The sequence below is a fragment of the Micromonospora sp. WMMD1219 genome (assembly GCF_049315215.1).
GTDB lineage: Bacteria > Actinomycetota > Actinomycetes > Mycobacteriales > Micromonosporaceae > Micromonospora > Micromonospora tulbaghiae.
On the sequence record NZ_CP186057.1, the window covers coordinates 4,703,874 to 4,724,486 of the forward strand.

The window sequence follows — 20,613 nt, forward strand, 5'->3', positions numbered from 1 at the left end:
ACGCGCGCTGCGGCAGGGTCGCGGCACGACGACGGCACCGTTCGAGGGGGCTGCATGATCAGGACGATGCTCCGGCTGCGCGCGCGCACCGGCTGCGAGCCCGCGGTCGGGCCGGCCTTCGAGACGGTCGCCGGGCAGCTCGGCGCGCTGGCCGGCAACCTGCGGCACGAGCTGCTGCGCGACGCCCTCGACCCGCGCGGCTTCGTCGTCGTCACCGAGTGGGCCGACGAGGCGGCGCTGCGCGCGTACCGGCGCGGGCCGGTGGCGGCCCGCCTGGCCGGCCTGCTCCGGCCGCTGACCGAGCCGGCGGACGGCCCCGAGTACCCGCTGATGCGCGAGACCGGGGACGGAACGGGCCCGGTCTACGTGGACGTCGAGCTCACCGTGCCGCTCGACCGGCTCGCCGAGTTCCACCGGGGCTACCCCGAGGTGGTCCGGCGGATGGCCGCGATACCCGGCTACCGCCGCGAACAGCTGCTGCGCGAACCCGGCTCGGACATCCACCACATCTTCGCCGAGTGGGACGGCGCCGCGCCGTTCCTCGCCTGGATCGGTGACCCGGCCCACGCCTCGGCGCAGGCCGGACCGATCGCACCGTTCCTTCTCGACATCCGGCGCCGGCTGTTCCACGTCGTGCCCGACGCGGACGACCGCCGACACCCCACCACGGGCTGGGAGGCCGACGTGCACAGGACAACAGACGTACTCGTCGTCGGGGCGGGGCCCACCGGGCTGACCGCCGCCGTCGAACTGGCCCGGCGGGGCATCGACTGCCTGGTGATCGACAAACAGGTCACCCCGCCCGGTCACGCGGACAAGGCGATCGGCGTGCACTGCCGCACCATGGAGATCTGGGAGGAGCAGGGCGTCGTCCGGGAGGCCATGGACGCCGGCATCTGGCTCACCGGCAACATGGTCTTCGTCAACGGCGAGCAGACCCACCGGATGAGCTGGGAGCTGCCCGGCCTGCCGTACGCCCACCTCGGCCTGCCGCAGTACGAGACCGAGCGGATCCTCACCGCCCGGCTGGCCACGCTCGGGGTGCGCCCGCAGCGCGGCGCCGAACTCGTCGACTTCACCCAGGACGACGAGGGCGTGACCGCCACCGTCCGCACCGCCGACGGCGGCACCGAGACGGTACGCGCGGCGTACCTGGTCGGTGCCGACGGCGCGCACAGCCGGGTACGGGAGCGGCTGGGTCTCACGTTCACCGGCGGGCTGGGCCGGTTCCCGCAGCTGTTCATGCTGGTGGACGTCGACGTGAACTGGGACATGCCGGACGGGCACCTGCTGCGGTTCCTGCACATGACCGACGGGCAGATGGACGGGATGCTCGTCTGCGTACCGCTGCGCGGCGAGCACCGCTACCGCATCGCCACGCTCGCGCCACCCCGGTTCTTCGCCCAGACCGGCGGGCGCGACGCCCCGCCCGGGTTCAGCGAGGAACTCGACGAACCGACCATCTCCGACGTGCAGGCCGCACTGGACCGCCTCGCGCCACCGGGCACCCGGGCGAGCAACCTGCGCTGGTCGTCGGTGTTCCGGATCAGCCACGGCATCGTCGGCCGCTACCGCGACGGCCGCGTGTTCGTCGCCGGGGACGCCGCCCACCTGCACCCGCCCGCCGGCGGGCAGGGCATGAACACCGGCATCCAGGACACCTGGAACCTGGCCTGGAAGCTCGCCCTGGCGGTACGCGGGCTGGCCGCGCCCGGCCTGCTGGACAGCTACGAGACCGAGCGGCGCCCGGAGGGCGAGGAGATCGTCGGCCGGGCGGTCCGGATGGCCGGCACCGAGGAGGTGGACCGCGCCGACCTGGAACGCCAGTTCCTCCAGGAGATGTCCATGCTGCTCAGCTACGCCGGCAGCCCACTGGTCGGGGAGACGGTCGCCGACCCGGCCGCGCTCGGTGACGCGCCCCGCCCCGGCGACATCGCGCCCGACGTGGACGGGCTGCGCCGGCGCGGCGTCGGCCACCCGCTGCGGCTGCGCGACCTGACCCGGGGCACCCGGCACACGCTGCTGCTCTACGCCGACCGCACGGCCGGCGCGGGGGAACTGGCCGCGTTCGCCGGGCTGTGCGCTGACGCGCGAAGGCTGGCCGGCGGGGAGATCGAGGCGTACCTGCTGCTCGACCCGGACGCCGACGAACCGCGACTGCTCGACCCACCGGTGGTGCGCGACGCCGAGCGGCGCTTCCGCACCGCGTACGGGCTGGCCGGCACCGGCCTGTACCTGATCCGGCCGGACGGGCACGTCGGGTTCCGGGGTGCGCCGGTCGACCCGGACGCGCTGCGCAAGCACCTGCACCTGGTCTTCGGGAGCGCGAGGTGAGCCGGGTCCGGACCGTGCTGTCGATGCGGACCCGGGAGGGCTGCGAGGAGCGCTTCGAGGCGGAGTGGCTCACCGCGGCCGAACAGATCCGCACGCTGGACGGCTGCCTGCACCAGGACCTGGTCCGCGACGCCGACGACCCGCGCAGCTATCTGATCATCAGCGACTGGGCCGACCGCGAACGGCTCGACGCGTTCGGCCGCAGCACGCACCGGGACCGGCTGCTGAGCATCATCCGCGAGCTGCGCGAGTCCGCCGACCGGCACACCTACCAGGTACTGCACAGCGTGGCCGGCGAGCCGGGGGAGGGGCGATGACCGACGACGTGGTGCCGGCGAGCGAGCTCTACACCGACGCGTTCGCGGCCGATCCGTACCCCACGCTGGCCCGGCTGCGCGCGCAGCGGCCGGTCTGCCCGGTCGGCTCGCCGCGCTTCGACTCCTGGCTGATCACCCGCTTCGACGACGCGCGCACCGCGCTGACCGACCCGCGCCTGTCCAAGGACCTGTACGGCCCGGAGCAGCACTACCTGAAGATCTTCGGTCCGAACTCCGAGGGCCTGAACCGCAACATGCTCAACTCCGATCCGCCGGAGCACACCCGGCTGCGCCGGGTCGTGTCGCAGGCGTTCGCGCCCCGGCGGATCGAGGCGTTGCGCCCCCGGGTGGCGTCGATCGTCGACCAGCTCATCGACAAGATGGCGCCGCACGGCGAGGCGGACCTCATGCACGACTTCGCCATCCCGCTGCCGATGACGGTCATCTGCGAACTGCTCGGCGTGCCGCCGGCCGACCACGGCCGGGTGCTCGACTGGACCCAGGTCATCCGCACCTCCGGCTCCACCAGCCGGCCCCCGGCCGAGGAACGGGCGGCGGTGCAGGAGGCCCAGCTCCGGCTGCACCAGTACCTTGCCGGGCTGGTCCGCGCCAAGCGCGACGACCCGGCCGACGACATCATCGGCGCGCTGATCAAGGCCGTCGACCAGGACGGGACGCTGTCCGAGGCGGAACTGGTCACCACCACGTTCCTGCTGCTGTTCGCCGGGCACCAGACCACCGCCGACTTCCTCGGCAACGCCGTGCTGGCCCTGCTCACCCACCCCGAGCAGATGGAACTGCTGCGCGCCACGCCCCGCCTGCTGCCGGCCGCCATCGAGGAGCTGTTGCGCTTCGACGGGCCGCTGCCGGTGGCCAGCCCGCGCATCGCCACCGAGGACGTCGACTACCAGGGCGTCTGCATCCCGCGCGGCGCGATCGTCGGGGTGGCGATCAACGCGGCGAACCACGACCCGGCCCACTTCGCCGACCCGGACCGGCTGGACCTGCGCCGGGTCCGGGGCCCGCACCTCGGGTTCGGTCACGGTGTCCACTACTGCCTGGGCGTCTCGCTGGCCCGGATGGAGGCCGAACTCGCGCTCGGCGCGCTGCTGCGGCGGCTGCCCGGACTGCGTCTCGGCGTACCGCTCGCGCAGGTGCGCCGGCTCCCCGCCGCCTCGCCGTTCCGCGGCCTGCTGGAACTGCCTGTCACCTTCACCGCCTGACGGCGCCGCCGCCGCGCGCCGCCGCCCCCGTCGCAACCATCAAGGAGCAGTCATGGTCTTCCGCAACGTGATCGTCTGTCACATGGTCCCCGGCAGCGAGCAGATCGTCGGCGGCGTGTTCGGCCACTACGACCAGGCCACCCGGCCGCAGGACCTGGGCGTCATCGGCCGGTACCTGCTGTCGCACCACGACCTCTACATCCACGTGATCGAGCGGGAGCAGGACCCGCGGATCTCCGGGCAGACCCGCGGCCTGCCCGCCTTCCAGAAGATCGCCGAGGAGATCGGCCCGTACGTGACGCCGTACCCGCGCTACTGGAAGAACCCGTCGGACTCGGTGGCCAAGGAGTTCTACCACTGGGCGCCCGAGGGCGAGCCGCCCGCCGACACCACGCTCACCGTGATCGTCGGCCGGATCAAGCCCGGCGCCGAACCGGACGTGGCCCGGGTCTTCGCCGAGTCCGACGCCGGGTCGCTCCCGGCCGACCTCGGCGTGACCGGGCGCTGGCTCTACTCGATCGACGACGTCTACGTGCACCTGCTCGAACAGGAGTCGTCGGCAGCCGAGGCCACCCGGGACCAGCACGGCGACAAGCCCGCCTTCGGCAAGGTGATGCAGGACCTCGGCCCGTACATCGAGCCGTACCGGCCGGACCGGTGGCAGGGCCCGCAGGACTCGGTGGCCACCGTCTTCTACCGCTGGCAGGCCCAGGACTGACCCGATCCGCGTCCCCGCCCACCGGGTGGCGGGAGCGCGGAAACGCCGCCCCCGCGACCGGCCGTACGCCAGGCTGGTGCGGGGGTGCCGGGTGTCGACGAAGGAGATCGTCCAGCACGTCGGGACGCTGCTGGACCTGGCCGGGGTGCTCGTCATCGCGGTCGGCGTCGCGGTCGCCACGGCGGTGTTCGCGGTGCGCTGCGCCCGGACCCGTCAGGTGGTCGCGCACTACCGGGCGTACCGGCAGGGGGTCGGCCGGGCCATCCTGCTCGGCCTGGAGTTCCTGGTCGGCGGCGACATCATCCGGACCGTCGCGGTGTCGCCCACGTTCACCAGCGTCGGCGTGCTGGCGCTGATCGTGCTGGTCCGTACGTTCCTCAGCTTCTCCCTCGAAGTGGAGCTGGACGGCCGCTGGCCCTGGCAGAGCCGGACTCCCGCCGAGCGGCCGAGCGTCGGCGCCCGCCCCCAGCGCTGAGCGTCGTACCCCTGCGGCAGCATGCCGGGCATGGCGGAGTTCCGGATCGTGCGCGGTGACGCGACGAGCCCGCAGGCGAAGGGCCCCAAGATCGTCGCGCACGTCTGCAACGACCTGGGCGGCTGGGGAAAGGGCTTCGTCCTCGCCGTCTCGCGGCGGTGGCCCGAGCCGGAACGCGACTACCGGGAGTGGCACCGGCACCGGGCCGGCAACGACTTCGGGCTGGGCGCCGTCCGGCTGGTCCGGGTCGCGCCGGACCTGTGGGTGGCCAACATGGTGGGCCAGCGCGGGATGCGCCGGGGCAGCGGATCGAGCCGTTGATCCGGCGCGCGTTGTCCGAGCGCGGCATCCCGGTGACCGTCTACGACCGGTAGTGACCTCCGCCTGTCGCCCTCGCCACTTCGCCGAGGCGATGCCGGCCGGTACCCCCAGGGGGTATGGTGGTGCGATGGAGCACGGATCCGGTCACGACACGGGCCACCACGGCGACCACGGCGGCGGTCATGGCGGCGGCCACGGCGCGCACGCCGGGCACGACCCGGAGCAGTTCCGCCGCCGGTTCTGGCTGAGCCTGGCGCTCACCGTGCCGATCGTCGCCACCAGCCACATGGTGATGGACTGGTTCGGCTACACGCTGGACTTCCCGGGTGTGCGCTGGGTCGGCCCGGTGCTCGGCACCGTGGTCTTCCTCTACGGCGGCTGGCCGTTCCTCACCGGCGGCCTGCGTGAGCTGCGCGAACGCACCCCCGGGATGATGCTGCTGATCTCGATGGCGATCGTGGTCGCGTACCTCGCCTCGGCCGCCACCAGCATCGGCCTGTTCGATCTGGACTTCTGGTGGGAGCTGGCCGCGCTGGTCACCATCATGCTGCTCGGCCACTGGCAGGAGATGCGGGCGGTCGGGCAGGCGCGCGGCGCGCTCGGTGCGCTCGCAGCGCTGCTGCCCGACGACGCCGAGCGCCTGGACGACGCCGGGCGGCCGCATCCGGTGCCGGTCGGCGAGCTGCGGGTGGGCGACCTGGTGCTGGTGCGCCCCGGCGGGCGGGTGCCGGCCGACGGCCGGATCGTCGAGGGTGCCGCCGAGCTGGACGAGTCGATGATCACGGGGGAGTCGCGGCCGGTGGCACGCGCCGCCGGGGACCGGGTGGTCGCCGGCACCGTCGCCACCGACTCCACCCTCCGGGTACGCGTCGAGGCGGTCGGCGCGGACACCGCGCTGGCCGGCATCGGGCGGCTCGTGGCGCAGGCGCAGGCCTCCGGCGGGCGCGCGCAGGTGCTCGCCGACCGGTTCGCCGCGCTGCTGTTCTACCTGGCGGCGTTCGCCGGCCTGGCCACGTTCGCGGTCTGGGCGCTGCTCGGCGACCCCGACCAGGCGGTGGTACGCACCGTGACGGTGCTGGTGATCGCCTGCCCGCACGCCCTCGGCCTGGCGATCCCGCTGGTGGTGGCGCTGTCGACCGCGCTGTCGGCCCGCGCCGGCATCCTGGTCAAGGACCGGCTGGCGCTGGAGCGGATGCGCACCGTGGACACCGTCCTGTTCGACAAGACCGGCACGCTCACCACCGGCCGGCACACGGTCACCGGCGTGGCCACCACCGGCGGGCTGGACGAGAACGCCGCCCTGGCCCTGGCCGGCGCGGTGGAGGCCGACAGCGAGCACCCGCTGGCCCGGGCGCTGGTCGCCGCCGCCGACGCGCGCGCGGCGGGTCCGGCCGAGCCCGACCGGCATCCGGACGCGCGGGAGGCGGGCCGGAGCAGCCGGGAAGCGGGGACGGCGCGTCCGGCGGCGCACGGCTTTCGCGCGCTGACCGGCCGGGGCGTGCGCGCCACTGTGGACGGCGTCGACTGGGCGGTCGGCGGGCCGGCGCTGCTGCGCGAACTCGACGCCCCGGTGCCGGACAACTTGGCCCGGGCCGCGCAGGAGTGGTCGGGCCGGGGCGCCGCGGTGCTGCATCTGGTCCGCCTGCCCGAGGGCGTCCGGCCCGAGGTGACCGCCGCGTTCGGGATGGAGGACCAGGTGCGCCCGGAGGCGCGGGCCGCCGTGGCGGAGCTGCGCGACCTCGGCGTAGGCAAGATCGTGATGATCACCGGGGACGCGCGCCCGGTGGCCGAGGCGGTGGCCGCCGACCTCGGGTTCCGGCCCGGCGTCGACGAGGTCTTCGCCGAGGTGCTCCCCGCCGACAAGGACAAGGCGGTGGCCGAGCTGCGCGATCGGGGACTGACGGTGGCGATGGTCGGCGACGGCGTGAACGACGCGCCGGCGCTGGCTCGCGCCGACGTCGGGCTGGCCATCGGCGCCGGCACCGACGTGGCGATCGAGTCCGCCGGGGTGGTGCTCGCCGGCTCCGACCCGCGCGGTGTCGGCGGCGTGATCCGGCTGTCCCGCGCGTCGTACCGGAAGATGCGGCAGAACCTGGCCTGGGCGGCCGGCTACAACGTGGTCGCGATCCCGCTCGCCGCCGGGGTCCTCGCGTGGGCGGGCGTCGCGCTCAGCCCGGCGCTGGGTGCGGTGCTGATGTCCGCCTCCACGATCGTGGTCGCGCTCAACGCCCAACTGCTGCGCCGGGTCCGGATCGCCCCGGCCGACTGAGCCGCAGTTCCGGCCCGGCGACCACCCGGAGGCTCGCGGTTGCGAGCGACAATGCCCCTTCCGGCCCGCACCTGCGTCCGGCTAGGGTGAGCGCGTGACGGTGTTCCGGATCGGCGAGGCGGCCGAGCTGCTCGGGGTCAGCGCGGACACGGTCCGCCGCTGGATCGACGCCGGCAAGCTGCCGGCCACCCGCGACGAGCACGGCCACCGGGTGCTCGACGGCGCCGACGTGGCCGCGTTCGTCCGCGCTCCCGGCCACCCCGAGCTGTCCTCGGCCCGCAACCGGCTGCGCGGCATCGTCACCGCCGTCGTCAAGGACACCGTGATGGCCCAGGTCGACATCCAGGCCGGGCCGTTCCGGGTGGTGTCGCTGATGAGCCGCGAGGCCGTCGACGACCTCGACCTCCAGGTCGGCTCCGTCGCCGTCGCGGTGATCAAGTCGACCACCGTCGTGGTCGAGCGCGCCTCCACCCCCAGGGGAAGGACCAGCCCGTGACCGTACGGTGGAGCCGCGCCGCGCTCGCCGCCGCGCTGGTGGCGGCACTCGGCCTGACCGCCTGCGGCGGCGCGGACGAACCGGCCGGGCCCGACGGCGCCGGCCCGGTGACCGTGTTCGCCGCCGCCTCGCTCACCGAGTCGTTCACCCGGCTCGGCCAGGAGTACGAGGCCGCACACCCGGGCCGCACCGTCACGTTCAACTTCGGCGGCAGTTCCGGGCTCGCCACCCAGATCACCCAGGGTGCGCCGGCCGACGTGTTCGCCGCCGCCTCCCCGGCCACCATGAAGACGGTCACCGACGCCGGTGACGCCGCCGGCGAACCGGCCGTGCTGGTCCGCAACCAGCTCGTCGTCGCCGTACCCTCTGGCAACCCGGCGCGGGTCGGCGGGCCGGCCGACCTGGCCCGCCCTGGCGTCAAGGTGGCGCTCTGCGCGGAGCAGGTGCCCTGCGGCGCCGCCGCGCGCACCGCGCTCGACGCGGCGGGTGTGCGGCTCACGCCCGCCACGCTCGAACAGGACGTCAAGGGCGCGCTGGCCAAGCTGCGCCTCGGCGAGGTCGACGCCGCGCTGGTCTACCGCACCGACGTACGCGCCGCTCCCGGGCTCGACGCGGTCGAGTTCCCCGAGTCGGCGCGCGCCGTCAACGACTATCCGATCGTGGTGCTTCGCGCCGCCGGCAACCCGGCCGGCGCCCGCGCCTTCGTCGACTTCGTCCGCTCCGACGCCGGGCTCGCCGTGCTCACCGCCGCCGGGTTCCAGGCGCCGCCGGGCGCATGAGCCGCACCGTACGCCGGCAGCGGGTGCCGATCGCCCTGCTCGTGCCCGCCGGGCTCGGACTCGCCTTCCTCGTCCTGCCGCTCGCCGGTCTGCTGCTCCGGGCACCCTGGACCACGCTGCCCCGGCGGCTGACCGAACCGGGTGTGCTCACCGCGCTTCGGCTGTCGCTGGAGACCGCCACCGTCGCCACCCTGCTCTGCGTGGCGCTCGGCGTACCCCTGGCGTGGCTGTTGGCCCGGGTGGAGTTCCCCGGGCGGCGGCTGGTCCGGGCGCTGGTCACGGTGCCGCTGGTGCTCCCGCCGGTGGTCGGCGGCGTGGCGCTGCTGCTGGTCTTCGGCCGGCGCGGGCTGATCGGGTCGTGGCTGGACGAGACGTTCGGCGTGACGCTGCCGTTCACCACCGCCGGGGTGGTGCTGGCCGAGGCGTTCGTGGCCATGCCGTTCCTGGTCATCGCCGTCGAGGGCGCGCTCCGTGGCGCCGACCCCCGGTACGAGGAGGCAGCCGCCACGCTCGGCGCCGGGCGGTTCACCACCTTCACCCGGGTCACGTTGCCGCTCGTCGCCCCGGGCGTGGCGGCCGGCGCGGTGCTCTGCTGGGCGCGCGCGCTCGGCGAGTTCGGGGCCACCATCACGTTTGCCGGCAACTATCCCGGCCGCACCCAGACCATGCCGCTGGCGGTCTACCTGGCGCTGGAGACCGACCTGCAGGCCGCGATCGTGCTGAGCCTGATCCTGCTCACCGTCTCCGTGGTCATCCTCGCCGCCCTGCGCGACAAATGGGTCGGTACGACATGAGTGTGCTGGACGCGCATCTGGTCGCCGAGCGGGACGGGTTCACCCTCGACGTGCGGCTGCGCATCGCCGCCGGTGAGGTGGTGGCGCTGCTCGGCCCCAACGGCGCCGGCAAGACCACAGCGCTGCGGGTGCTCGCCGGGCTGCACCCCCTCACCGCCGGTCACCTCACGCTCGGCGGCGCCGACCTGGACCGGCCGGACCGCCGGGTGTGGACGCCGCCGGAGCGCCGGCCGGTGGGCGTGGTGTTCCAGGACTACCTGCTGTTCCCGCACCTCAGCGCGCTGGACAACGTGGCGTTCGGGCCGCGCCGCCGGGGCGCGGACAAGCGGGCCGCCCGCACCAGGGCCCAGGAGTGGCTGGACCGGGTCGGCCTCGGCGACCAGGCCCGGCGCCGGCCCCGGCAGCTCTCCGGCGGGCAGGCGCAGCGGGTCGCGCTGGCCCGCGCGCTCGCCGTCGACCCGGCGCTGCTGCTGCTCGACGAGCCGCTCGCCGCGCTCGACGCCCGGACCCGGCTGGACACCCGCGCCGAACTCCAGCGCCACCTCGGCGCGCACCCCGGCGCGACGCTGCTCGTCACCCACGACCCCCTCGACGCCCTGGTGCTCGCCGACCGACTGGTCATCGTGGAGGACGGCCGGGTGGTGCAGGAGGGCGACGCCGCAACCGTCACGGCCCGGCCGCGCACCGACTACGTGGCCCGGCTGGTCGGCCTCAACCTGCACCGCGGCCGCGCCGACGGACACACCGTGACCGTCGGTGAGCTGACGCTCACCACCGCCGACACCGTCCACGGTGAGGCGTTCGTCGCGTACCCGCCGGCCGCCGTCGCGCTGCACCCGTCCCGGCCGGAGGGCAGCCCGCGCAACGTGTGGGCCGCCACCGTCACAGGCGTCCAACGCCACGGCGACAACCTGCGCGTGCAGCTGGCCGGGCCGGTCGAGGTCGCCGCCGACGTCACGCCCGCCGCCGCGGCCCATCTCGGACTGATCCCCGGCCGCGCGGTCTGGGCGGCGGTCAAGGCAGCCGAGACACGCGCCTATCCGGCGTGACAAACACCGCTGGTCGCGACGTGTCCGCAGGTGAGAGGTTTGATCTGCGCTCAACCGGTCACTGGGACGGTAGCGACGACGCAAAGGGGGACACGGTGCCCGACACGATCCGCAACAGGTCCAGTCTGGACGCCGACCTGCCACGGGGAGTCACCGACCCGTTGCTCTGGCGGGCCGCGTACGACGTGGCCGTCGCCCACCGGCCCGACGAGTCCGGCCGGTGCGCGAGCCTGCTGTGTGACGGCCAGGTAGCGCCGTGTGACGCGCTGACCGCCGCCCACCGGGCAATGGAACTGGCCGGGGACCGGCACGCCGACCGGGCCGATCCGGAGACCTGGCGTACGGAGCAGCGCCGGCGCGCCGCCTGAGCATCGGGTCGCGGGCGGTTCGAACCGTGGACGCCCCGCTTCCGTGTTTATGATCGACAACTCGGTCGGAATGCGGGGAAGAGGAGAGTTCGTGACGGTCGACGCCCACGCGTTCTGGCTCCGCGCCCCCGGCGAGGGCGAGATCCGGCCGGTCCGGCTCGCCGCCCCCGGCCCCGGCGAGGTGCTGGTCCGGACCCGCTTCTCCGGCGTCAGCCGCGGCACCGAGACGCTGGTGTTCACCGGCCGCGTCCCGGCCGACCAGCACGACGCCATGCGCGCGCCGTTCCAGGAGGGCGACTTCCCGGCCCCGGTCAAGTACGGCTACCTGAACGTCGGCACCGTCGAGGCGGGCGACGAGCGGCTGCTCGGCCGTACCGTCTTCTGCCTCTACCCGCACCAGAGCGCGTACGTGGTACCGGCCGACGCCGTGACCGTCGTGCCGGACGGCGTACCGGCCGAGCGTGCGGTGCTGGCCGGCACCGTGGAGACCGCTGTGAACGCGCTCTGGGACGCCGCCCCGCTGGTTGGCGACCGGGTCACGGTGATCGGGGGCGGGATGGTGGGCTGCGCGGTCACCGCGCTGCTGGCCCGTTTCCCCGGCGTCCGGGTCGAACTCGTCGACGCCGACCCGGCCCGCGCCGAGGTGGCCGCCGCGCTCGGCGCCGGCTTCGCCACGCCCGCCGACGCGACCGGCGAGCGCGACCTCGTGGTGCACGCCAGCGCCACCGCCGACGGGCTGCAGCGCGGCCTGGAACTGCTGCGTCCCGAGGGCACGGTGCTGGAGCTGAGCTGGTACGGCGACCGGCCGGTCACGCTCGCGCTGGGCGGCGCGTTCCACTCCCGACGGCTGGGCATCCGCAGCAGCCAGGTCGGCACCGTGTCGCCCCGGCGGGCCGACCGCAGCTACGCCGACCGGCTCGCGCTGGCCCTGGACCTGCTGGCCGACCCGGCGTTCGACGCGCTGCTCACCGGCCGGTCCCGCTTCGACGACCTGCCCGACGTGCTGGACCGGCTCGCCTCTGGCGAGCTGCCGGCGCTGTGCCATCTCATCACCTACGGCGAGGAGTGATCGTGTTCAGCGTGACCGTCCGGGACCACATGATGGTCGCCCACAGCTTCCGCGGCGAGGTCTTCGGCCCGGCCCAGCGGCTGCACGGGGCGACGTTCGTCGTCGACGCCACGTTCCGCCGCGCCGAGCTGGACGACGACGGGATCGTGGTCGACATCGGGCTGGCCACCGAGCAGCTCAAGGCCGTGCTCGCCGAGCTGAACTACCGCAACCTCGACGATGAGCCCGCCTTCGCCGGGGTGAACACCACCACGGAGGTGCTCGCGCGGACGATCGCCGACCGGCTCGCCGACGGGGTGCACGACGGCCGGCTGGGGGAGGGTGCGCGCGGCCTGGCCGGGATCACCGTCACCCTGCACGAGTCGCACATCGCGTGGGCGAGCTACGAGCGGTCGCTCTGACCGGATGACAGTCGTCCACGTGGTGCTGCCGGGCGACATCGACGACCCGGCGGAACCCAGCGGCGGCAACGCCTACGACCGGCACGTCTGCCGGGGCCTGGCCGGGCGCGGCTGGACGGTACGCGAGCACCAGGTGCCGGGCGGCTGGCCGCACCCCGGGCCGCGGGAACGCGCCGACCTGGCCGGGCTGCTCGGCGGGCTGCCCGACGGCGTTCCGGTGCTCCTCGACGGTCTGGTCGCCTCGACCGTGCCGGACGTGCTCGCCCCGCACGCCGCGCGGCTGCGCCTGGTGATCCTGGTGCACCTGCCGATCGAGGGCGAGACGGAGGCGCGGTCGCTGGCGGCGGCCACCGCCGTGGTCGCCACCAGCGAGTGGACCCGCGACCGGCTGCTCGACCGCTACCGGCTGCCACCCGGACGGGTGACCGTCGCCCCGCCCGGCGTCGACCCGGCGCCCGTCGCCTCCGGCACGCCCGGCGGGGGACGGCTGCTCTGCGTCGCGGCGGTCACCCCGGTCAAGGGCCACGACGTGCTCGCCGCCGCGCTCACCGAGGTCGCGGACCTGGACTGGACCTGCGACTGGGTGGGTCCGCCGGACCGGGACCGGGCGTTCGCCGACCGGCTGCGCGAGCGGCTGGCCGCGACCGGTCTCGGCGGCCGGGTCCGGCTCACCGGTCCACGCACCGGCCCCGACCTGGCCGCCACGTACGCCGCCGCCGATCTGCTGGTTGCGCCCTCCCGGCGGGAGACGTACGGCATGGTGGTCACCGAGGCGCTGGCCAGGGGCGTACCGGTGCTGGCGAGCGACACCGGCGGCCTGCCGGACACGCTCGGGCACGCCCCCGGCGGCGACCGGCCCGGCCTGCTGGTGCCGGCGGGCGACCCGGGCGCGACCGCCGCGGCGCTGCGCCGCTGGCTCACCGACCCGGGCCTGCGGGACCGGCTGCGCCGCGCCGCCCGGCAGCGGCGGCACACCCTCACCGGCTGGCCGACCACAGTGGACCGGCTGGCGACGGCGCTCAAGGAGGCGACCGAGGCATGACCACCTCACTCCCGCCCGGCTTCGCGGACTGGCTGCGGCTGCGCGAGCCCGCCGATGCGGCGGCCCGCAGCGCCGAGCTGGCCGACGCGGTCCGCGACCGGCTGCCCGCCGACCGTCCGCTCGTCGTGCACGACCTGGGCAGCGGCACCGGCTCGATGGCCCGCTGGCTCGCCCCGCGGCTGCCCGGCCCGCAACACTGGGTGCTGCACGAACGTGACGCGGACCTGCTGGCGCTGGCCCGGGCCGGACGGCTCACCGCCGCCGACGGCGCCGAGGTCACGGTGACCACCCGCGGCTCCGACGTCACGAGGCTGACCCCCGCCGACCTGGCCGACGCCCACCTGGTCACCGCGTCCGCGCTGCTGGACATGCTCACCGCCGAGGAGGTCGAACGGATGGCGGCGGTGTGCGCCGGCCACCCGACGCTGTTCGCGCTGACCGTGACCGGGCGGGCCGAGTTCACCCCGCCGGATCCGCTCGACGCCGAGCTGACCGCCGCGTTCAACGCCCACCAGCGCCGCACCGTCGACGGCCGGACGCTGCTCGGACCGGACGCGGTGGACGTCGCCGTGGCCGCGTTCCGCCGTCACGGCGTCGAGACGCGCGTGCGGCTGACCCCGTGGCGGCTCGGGCCGGAGCAGGCGGAACTGGCCGCCGAGTGGCTCACCGGCTGGGTCGGCGCTGCGGTCGAGGAACGACCGCATCTGTCCGGGCCCGCCGCGACGTATCAGAAGTGGCGGCTCACCGAGGCCGCCGCCGGCCGGCTCGAGGTGGTGCTGCATCACGCCGACCTGCTCGCCGGCTGAACCGTACCGGCCGTCGGCACGTGACAACCGGTGGGAACAAGGGAGGACCGTTTGTCACACGTCGCCGTCGCCGGGCCCGTACCGGCCGTCACGCCCGCCCCGCGCCGGGCCCGGACCGGCCGGGCATGGGTACGCCCGCTGCTCGGGCTCGCGGTGCTCGCCGCGCTCGTCGCCTCGGTGGGCACCGGCCCGTTCCTGGCCGGGCTGCGGCTGATCGACGCGCCGGCGCTGGCCGCCGCGCTCGGCATCGGCGTGGTCACCACCGTCTGCTGCGCCTGGCGCTGGTCGCTCGTCGCCGGTGGGCTGGGCGTACGGCTGCCGATGCGCGCCGCGGTGGCGCACTGCTACCGGGCGGTCTTCCTCAACTCCACGCTCCCCGGCGGCGTGCTCGGCGACGTGCACCGGGCGGTACGGCACGGCCGCGACGCCGGTGACGTGGCGCGCGGCGTCCGGGCGGTGGTGTGGGAGCGCACCGCCGGGCAGGTGGTGCAGGTGGTCATCGCGGTGGCGCTGCTGGCCGCGTTCCCGTCGCCGGTGCGCCGGTACCTGCCGGCGCTGGCCGCCGTACTGGCAGTGGTGGCGTTGGCGCTGGTGCTGGCCGCCCGCGCGGTGCCCCGCTCCGGGGCGTCCCGCTTCGCCCGGGCGGCCCGGACGGCGCTCGCCGACGTGCGCTCCGGGGTGCTGGGCCGCCGGACCTGGGCCGGTGTGGTGATCGCCTCGACAGTGGTGTTCGCCGGTCACCTGGCCACGTTCGTGGTGGCCGCGCGCACGGCCGGCGCGGACGCGCCGCTGTCGCACCTGCTGCCGCTGACGCTGCTCGCGCTGCTGGCCATGGCGGTGCCGCTGAACGTGGGCGGATTCGGGCCGCGCGAGGGGGTGGCCGCGTGGGCGTTCGCCTCGGCCGGGCTGACCGCCGCGCAGGGTGTGGCGACCGGCACGGTGTACGGCGCGCTGGTCCTCGTGGCCAGCCTGCCGGGCGCCGCGGTGCTGCTGGCACGGCGGATGCCCCGGCGCGAGCCCGGCAACTGTCGGTGATCCCGCCTACGGTGGGGGAGCGAGGTGTGCGTCGCCGGGTCCGCCCGGCGACCGGACGACAGGAGAACCATGGACGAAACGCTGCCCACCGCGACGGTCCGGACCCGCGTGACGGTTCCGCTCCGGTTCCCCGACGGCTACGTGACCACGGCCCGCGTGCACACCTTCCACGGTCTCGTCGACGGCCGCGAGCACCTGGCGTTCGGGCTCGGTGAGCACGCCGACGCCGACCCGCCGCTGGTCCGTCCGCACAGCGAGTGCCTCACCGGGGACGTGTTCGGCAGCCAGCGCTGCGACTGCGGCCCGCAGTTGCGCGAGGCGGTCGAGCGGATCGCCGAGGCCGGCGGCTACCTGCTCTACCTGCGGCAGGAGGGGCGCGGCATCGGCCTGTACGCCAAGCTCGACGCGTACGCCCTGCAGGACGGCGGCCTGGACACGTACGAGGCGAACCTGGCGCTCGGGCGCGGCGCGGACGAGCGCGACTACACGGTGGCCGCGCAGATGCTCGCCGCGCTGGGCGTGGACCGGGTGGCCCTGCTCAGCAACAACCCGGACAAGGCGGCCCAGCTCGAACGGCTGGGCGTGACGGTGGCCGACCGGGTCTCCACCGGCGTGCACCTGTCGCCTGCCAACGCGGGCTACCTGGCGGCCAAGGTGACCCGTGCCGACCATGCCCTCGACCTGCCGTTCGTGCCGTGACCACCCGCCCGTACGTGCTGCTCAGCTGCGCGATGTCGATCGACGGCTACATCGACGACGCGACCGCCGAGCGGTTGCTGCTGTCGAACGACGACGACCTGGACCGGGTCGACGCGACCCGGGCCGGGTGTGACGCGATCATGGTGGGGGCGGCCACCGTCCGCCGCGACGATCCGCGCCTGCTGGTGCGCAGCGAGCGCCGGCGTGCCGAGCGGGTGGCGCGCGGGTTGCCGCCGTCGCCGGTGAAGGTGACTGTGACCGGCAGCGGCGACCTCGATCCGCGGGCCCGGTTCTTCACCGCCGGCGACGGCCTCAAGCTGGTGTACTGCCCGAGCGGCGTGGTGGACAAGGCCCGCGAGCAGGTGGGCGCGGTGTCCACGGTGGTCGACGCCGGTGATCCGGCCACTCCGGAGGCGGTGGTGGCCGACCTGGCCGGGCGCGGCGTGTCGCGCCTGATGGTGGAGGGCGGCGGCTCGGTGCACCGCCAGTTCCTCACCGCCGGCCTGGCCGACGAGTTGCACCTGGTGGTGGCGCCGTTCTTCGTGGGGGACCGGCGGGCGCCGCGCTTCGTCGGGGACGGCCGCTTCCCGTGGCACCCGGGGCGCCGGGCCCGGGTGGTCGAGGTGCGCCAGATCGGCGACGTGGTGCTCACCCGGTACGCGCTGTCCGACCGCTGCCCGGCCTGACCGCCGCGTCGATCCGGTCCGCCCTTGTGCAAGCTCATCGACGTGATTAGTTTGTTGACCATCCATACGAACTAATCCACTGCGCTTCCCTTCCTGAAGGGGGACCGATGACCGCGCACCACCCCGACCCGGGCTCCTCGCGCCGCCGCTTCCTCGGCCTGGTCGGCCTCGGCGTGGCCGCCACCGCCACCGGCCCGCTGCTCGCCGGCTGCTCCGAGAAGCCGGCCGGCTCCGGCGCCGCCCAGGACCTCGACGCCGTCTCCGGCCTGCTGCCCACCCGCAAGGACCTGCCCGGTGCGGTCAAGCCCGACATCGCGGGCACCCGCCCGGTGCCCGACGGCTACACCCGCTATCCGGCGAGCCTCGTCGACGCCGTCACCGGCAAGCCCGGCACCAGCGGCAAGCAGGTCACCGCGATGACCCCGGCCTGGGGCCCGGCGCCGCCCGGCGTGGCGCAGAGCGCCTACCTCCAGGCCGTGAACGCCGAGCTGGGCACGCCGGTCAACTTCACCATCCAGGACGGCGTCACGTACGCCGACAAGCTCAACGCGATGCTCGGCGCGCGGGACGTGCCGGACCTGCTGTGCGTGCCGGGGTGGGAGGTGGAGAAGATCCCGCGCTTCGCCGAGGCGATCAAGGTGCTCTTCGAGGACCTGACCGACCACCTGAAGGGCGACGCCGCCGCCGCGTACCCGATGCTGGCGACCTTCCCCACCGGGGCCTGGCGGCGTGCGGTCTGGAACGAGCGGATCATGTCCGTGCCCAACCCCACGGACGGGCCGTTCCCCTGGGCACTGTTCACCCGCAAGGACCTGCTCGACGCGCGCGGCCTCGCCGTGCCCGCGAACCTGGACGACCTGCTCGCCGTGGCCAGGCAGGTCACCGACCCGGCGCGCAAGGTGTGGGCGTTCAACGACGTCTTCGCCATGATCCAGATGTTCCACCGGGTGCCGGGCCACAAGGGCGGATGGCGGGTCAAGTCCGACGGCACCCCCGAGTTCAAGTACGAGACCCAGGAGTTCCGCCGCGCGCTGGAGGTGATGGCCAAGATCTACGCGGACGGCCTGGTCCACCCGGACATCGTGGCCAGCAAGGGCGCGGACGCCAAGCAGTTGTTCGCCAAGAACGGCGCGATCGTGTTCCTCCAGGACGGCTTCGGCTTCTGGCAGGGCGCCCAGGCCGAGCACCAGAAGACCAACCGCGCGCTGAACATCCAGCCGGTGCCGGTCTTCTCCGCCACCGGCGGCGACCCGCTGGTCTGGGGCGACGACGAGCCGATCTCCTACACGTTCGTCAAGAAGGGCCTCGGCAAGGACCGGGTCCAGGAGCTGCTGCGGATCATCAACTGGTGTTCCGCGCCGCTCGGCAGCCAGGAGGCCCAGCTACGGGACTTCGGCGTCGCGGGCAAGCACCACACCCCGTCGCCGAACGGGCCGGTGAAGACCGACCTGGCGTTCAAGGAGATCGCCAACCAGTACTTCTTCATCAGCGGCCGCAACCCCACCATCGGGCCCTTCCCGGACACTCCGCGCTTCGTGCCGGACGCGCTCGCCTACTCCAACGAGATGGTGAAGCACCTGGAGCCCAACCCGTGGGCCGGGGTGAAGCTGGAGATGCCCGCCGCCTACAAGGCCAACCAGGTGCCCACCGAGGACAAGTTCACCGACGTGCTGCGCGGCCGCCGCCCGCTCGCCGACGTGGACGCCATCGTCGCGGAGTGGAAGGCGAACGGCGGCGAGGAGGCCCGCAAACTGCTCGCCGACTCGCTGCCCAAGGAGGGCCGGTGAACGAGCCGGCCGTCCTGGCCGGGCCCGAGCGGGCCCGGCCGGACGCGCCGGCCCCACCCGGCCGCCCGCCCCGCCGCCGCCCGTCCCGCCGCCGGGTGCCGCTGCGCACCCGGCTGCGCCGGGACTGGCAACTGCTCGCCATGGTGGCGCCCGGCTTCCTCGTCCTGCTGATCTTCAGCTACCTGCCGATCGCCGGCAACGTCATCGCCTTCCAGGACTACAACCCCTACCTGGGCGACAACCCGTGGCAGGCGTTCCTGCACAGCGACTGGATCGGCTTCGGGCAGTTCCAGCTGCTGTTCGACGACCCGGCCTTCTGGGACGCGTTCCGCAACACACTGGCGATCACCGCGTTCCAGCTCGTGTTCTTCTTCCCGCTGCCGATCCTGCTGGCGATCGCGCTGCACAACCTGCTGTCCAGCCGGCTGCGCGGGCTCATCCAGACCGTCGTCTACCTGCCGCACTTCTTCAGCTGGGTGCTCGTGGTCACGTTCTTCGTCGCGATGCTCGGCGGCGCCGGGCTGCTCGCCCAGAGCATGCGCGAGGCCGGCATGCAGCCGTGGAACGTGATGACCAACCCGGACACGTTCATCGTCCTGGTCACCGTCGAGGCGGTGTGGAAGGACGTCGGCTGGGGCACCATCGTCTTCCTCGCCGCGCTGTCCACGATCGACCAGAACCTCTACGAGGCCGCCGCCGCGGACGGCGCCGGCCGGTGGCGGCGGCTCTGGCACATCACGCTGCCCGGCCTGCGCCCGGTGATCGTGCTGCTGCTCATCCTGCGGCTGGGCGACGCGCTCTCGGTCGGCTTCGAGCAGTTCCTCCTGCAACGCGACGCCGTCGGCCGGCAGGCCGCCGAGGTGCTGGACACCTTCGTCTACCACTTCTCCATCGCCACCGGGAACTACGGCTACGGCGCGGCGGCCGGACTGTTCAAGGCCGTCATCGGGCTGGTGCTGATCCTGGCCGCGAACCGCGTGGCGCACATGCTCGGCGAACGAGGGATCTACTCGAAGTCATGACCACGCTCATCCGCCGGGCCGCCGGCGACCGATCCCGCCGGCCGGTGTGGCAGGAGCCGCCCACCCGCCTCGGGCAAGGGCTCAAGGCCGTCGCGCTCACCGTGCTGGTGGCGGGCGTGCTGTTCCCGCTCTGGGTGATCCTGGTGACCAGCCTCTCCTCCCGGGAGACCATCGCGCGGGCCGGCGGCCTGGTGGTCGTGCCCCGCGGCGTCGACACGTCCGCGTACGAGACGATCTTCGCCGGTGGCGCTGTGACCCGGGCGCTGTGGATCAGCACGCTCGTCACCGTCTTCGGCACCGCCATCGCGCTGACCGTCACCGTGCTCGCCGCGTACGGGCTGTCCCGGCCGGGCACGCTGGGCCACCGCTGGCTGCTCGCGTACTTCCTGATCCCGTTCCTGGTCTACCCGCCGCTGGTGCCGCGCTACCTGGTGGTCACCGGGCTGGGCCTGAAGGACACCATCTGGGCGCTGGTCCTGCCGCCGGCGATCAGCGTGTTCAACCTGGTCGTGGTGCGCGGGTTCTTCCAGGGCATCCCGTCGGAACTGCTGGACAGCGCCCGCATCGACGGCGCGAGTGACTTCCGTACGCTCGCGCGCATCGTGCTGCCGCTGTCCCGCGCGGTGATCGCCGTGGTCGGCCTGTTCTACGCGGTCAGCTACTGGAACGTGTGGTTCGACGCGCTGCTGTTCATCGACCGCAACGACATGTACCCGATCCAGCGGGTGCTCCAGAGCTACCTGCTGGCCGGGCAGGCCCCGCACACGTCCGGCGCCAGCAGCGGGGTGACCATGCCGCCGACCGAGGCGATCAAGATGGCCGTGGTGGTGCTGACCGTCGCGCCGATCGTCGCGGTCTACCCGTTCATCCAGCGGCACTTCGTCAAGGGCGTGCTGATCGGTGCGGTGAAGGGCTGACCGGCC

Annotated in this window: 22 protein-coding genes; all 22 read left to right on the forward strand. The window is 74.2% G+C overall.

The features are described from left to right. The first annotated feature begins 54 nt into the window (after positions 1 to 54). The 22 genes from ACN27C_RS21870 to ACN27C_RS21975 all read left to right on the forward strand — a co-directional run bounded on the left by ACN27C_RS21870 (position 55) and on the right by ACN27C_RS21975 (position 20,607). Complete coding sequence (locus ACN27C_RS21870) at positions 55 to 2,334, forward strand: FAD-dependent oxidoreductase (RefSeq protein ID WP_422747785.1); 2,280 nt, start codon at positions 55 to 57, stop codon at positions 2,332 to 2,334. Continuing rightward, positions 2,331 to 2,651, forward strand: coding sequence for a putative quinol monooxygenase (locus ACN27C_RS21875; protein ID WP_120569519.1), 321 nt, complete (start codon positions 2,331 to 2,333; stop codon positions 2,649 to 2,651). Before ACN27C_RS21870 ends, ACN27C_RS21875 begins: the two co-directional genes overlap by 4 nt. Beyond that, positions 2,648 to 3,874, forward strand: a complete 1,227-nt coding sequence (locus tag ACN27C_RS21880) for a cytochrome P450 family protein (protein WP_350816802.1) — start codon at positions 2,648 to 2,650, stop codon at positions 3,872 to 3,874. The genes ACN27C_RS21875 and ACN27C_RS21880 overlap by 4 nt, the downstream gene beginning before the upstream one ends. A 52-nt stretch (positions 3,875 to 3,926) precedes the next feature. Then, positions 3,927 to 4,592: a TcmI family type II polyketide cyclase gene (locus tag ACN27C_RS21885; RefSeq protein ID WP_013286776.1), complete on the forward strand. Its 666-nt coding sequence runs from the start codon at positions 3,927 to 3,929 to the stop codon at positions 4,590 to 4,592. Between the two features lie 91 nt (positions 4,593 to 4,683). After that, entirely contained in the window at positions 4,684 to 5,067 is a 384-nt protein-coding gene (locus tag ACN27C_RS21890; RefSeq protein WP_120569521.1) for a DUF1622 domain-containing protein, read from the forward strand. A gap of 30 nt (positions 5,068 to 5,097) precedes the next feature. Next, positions 5,098 to 5,388 (forward strand): hypothetical protein, encoded by a 291-nt coding sequence (locus ACN27C_RS21895; RefSeq protein ID WP_244933326.1) that lies wholly within the window; start codon positions 5,098 to 5,100, stop codon positions 5,386 to 5,388. A 127-nt stretch (positions 5,389 to 5,515) separates the two neighbouring features. After that, complete coding sequence (locus ACN27C_RS21900; RefSeq protein ID WP_422747789.1) at positions 5,516 to 7,657, forward strand: heavy metal translocating P-type ATPase; 2,142 nt, start codon at positions 5,516 to 5,518, stop codon at positions 7,655 to 7,657. Between the two features lie 94 nt (positions 7,658 to 7,751). Continuing rightward, complete coding sequence (locus ACN27C_RS21905; protein WP_121684982.1) at positions 7,752 to 8,153, forward strand: TOBE domain-containing protein; 402 nt, start codon at positions 7,752 to 7,754, stop codon at positions 8,151 to 8,153. Continuing rightward, positions 8,150 to 8,932, forward strand: coding sequence for a molybdate ABC transporter substrate-binding protein (gene modA, locus ACN27C_RS21910; protein WP_422747791.1), 783 nt, complete (start codon positions 8,150 to 8,152; stop codon positions 8,930 to 8,932). Before ACN27C_RS21905 ends, modA begins: the two co-directional genes overlap by 4 nt. Continuing rightward, on the forward strand, positions 8,929 to 9,726 hold the full coding sequence (locus ACN27C_RS21915) for an ABC transporter permease (protein ID WP_302907462.1): 798 nt from the start codon (positions 8,929 to 8,931) through the stop codon (positions 9,724 to 9,726). The genes modA and ACN27C_RS21915 overlap by 4 nt, the downstream gene beginning before the upstream one ends. Then, positions 9,723 to 10,775 carry an ABC transporter ATP-binding protein gene (locus ACN27C_RS21920; RefSeq protein WP_422747794.1) on the forward strand — a complete coding sequence of 351 codons (1,053 nt, stop codon included), beginning with the start codon at positions 9,723 to 9,725 and terminating at the stop codon, positions 10,773 to 10,775. The genes ACN27C_RS21915 and ACN27C_RS21920 overlap by 4 nt, the downstream gene beginning before the upstream one ends. 95 nt (positions 10,776 to 10,870) lie before the next feature. Then, a complete protein-coding gene (locus ACN27C_RS21925) occupies positions 10,871 to 11,143 on the forward strand; it encodes a hypothetical protein (RefSeq protein ID WP_422747796.1) in 273 nt (90 codons plus the stop codon). Positions 11,144 to 11,192: 49 nt separating this feature from the next. Further along, positions 11,193 to 12,212 (forward strand): zinc-dependent alcohol dehydrogenase, encoded by a 1,020-nt coding sequence (locus ACN27C_RS21930; RefSeq protein ID WP_422747798.1) that lies wholly within the window; start codon positions 11,193 to 11,195, stop codon positions 12,210 to 12,212. Positions 12,213 to 12,214: 2 nt separating this feature from the next. Then, the gene (locus ACN27C_RS21935) at positions 12,215 to 12,613 is read left to right on the forward strand and encodes a 6-pyruvoyl trahydropterin synthase family protein (RefSeq protein ID WP_120573745.1); all 399 of its coding nucleotides are present in this window, start codon (positions 12,215 to 12,217) and stop codon (positions 12,611 to 12,613) included. Between the two features lie 4 nt (positions 12,614 to 12,617). Then, positions 12,618 to 13,655, forward strand: a complete 1,038-nt coding sequence (locus ACN27C_RS21940; RefSeq protein WP_422747800.1) for a glycosyltransferase family 4 protein — start codon at positions 12,618 to 12,620, stop codon at positions 13,653 to 13,655. Then, positions 13,652 to 14,461, forward strand: coding sequence for an SAM-dependent methyltransferase (locus ACN27C_RS21945; protein WP_422747802.1), 810 nt, complete (start codon positions 13,652 to 13,654; stop codon positions 14,459 to 14,461). Before ACN27C_RS21940 ends, ACN27C_RS21945 begins: the two co-directional genes overlap by 4 nt. Before the next feature lie 51 nt (positions 14,462 to 14,512). After that, positions 14,513 to 15,496: a lysylphosphatidylglycerol synthase transmembrane domain-containing protein gene (locus ACN27C_RS21950; protein ID WP_120569530.1), complete on the forward strand. Its 984-nt coding sequence runs from the start codon at positions 14,513 to 14,515 to the stop codon at positions 15,494 to 15,496. A 69-nt stretch (positions 15,497 to 15,565) separates the two neighbouring features. Continuing rightward, positions 15,566 to 16,195 (forward strand): GTP cyclohydrolase II, encoded by a 630-nt coding sequence (locus ACN27C_RS21955; protein WP_121684974.1) that lies wholly within the window; start codon positions 15,566 to 15,568, stop codon positions 16,193 to 16,195. Then, positions 16,192 to 16,881, forward strand: a complete 690-nt coding sequence (locus ACN27C_RS21960; RefSeq protein WP_120569532.1) for a RibD family protein — start codon at positions 16,192 to 16,194, stop codon at positions 16,879 to 16,881. Before ACN27C_RS21955 ends, ACN27C_RS21960 begins: the two co-directional genes overlap by 4 nt. Before the next feature lie 107 nt (positions 16,882 to 16,988). Continuing rightward, on the forward strand, positions 16,989 to 18,668 hold the full coding sequence (locus tag ACN27C_RS21965; protein ID WP_421501000.1) for an extracellular solute-binding protein: 1,680 nt from the start codon (positions 16,989 to 16,991) through the stop codon (positions 18,666 to 18,668). Further along, entirely contained in the window at positions 18,665 to 19,690 is a 1,026-nt protein-coding gene (locus tag ACN27C_RS21970) for an ABC transporter permease (protein WP_252448134.1), read from the forward strand. The genes ACN27C_RS21965 and ACN27C_RS21970 overlap by 4 nt, the downstream gene beginning before the upstream one ends. Beyond that, on the forward strand, positions 19,687 to 20,607 hold the full coding sequence (locus ACN27C_RS21975; protein WP_120569535.1) for a carbohydrate ABC transporter permease: 921 nt from the start codon (positions 19,687 to 19,689) through the stop codon (positions 20,605 to 20,607). The genes ACN27C_RS21970 and ACN27C_RS21975 overlap by 4 nt, the downstream gene beginning before the upstream one ends. Positions 20,608 to 20,613: the final 6 nt, after the last annotated feature.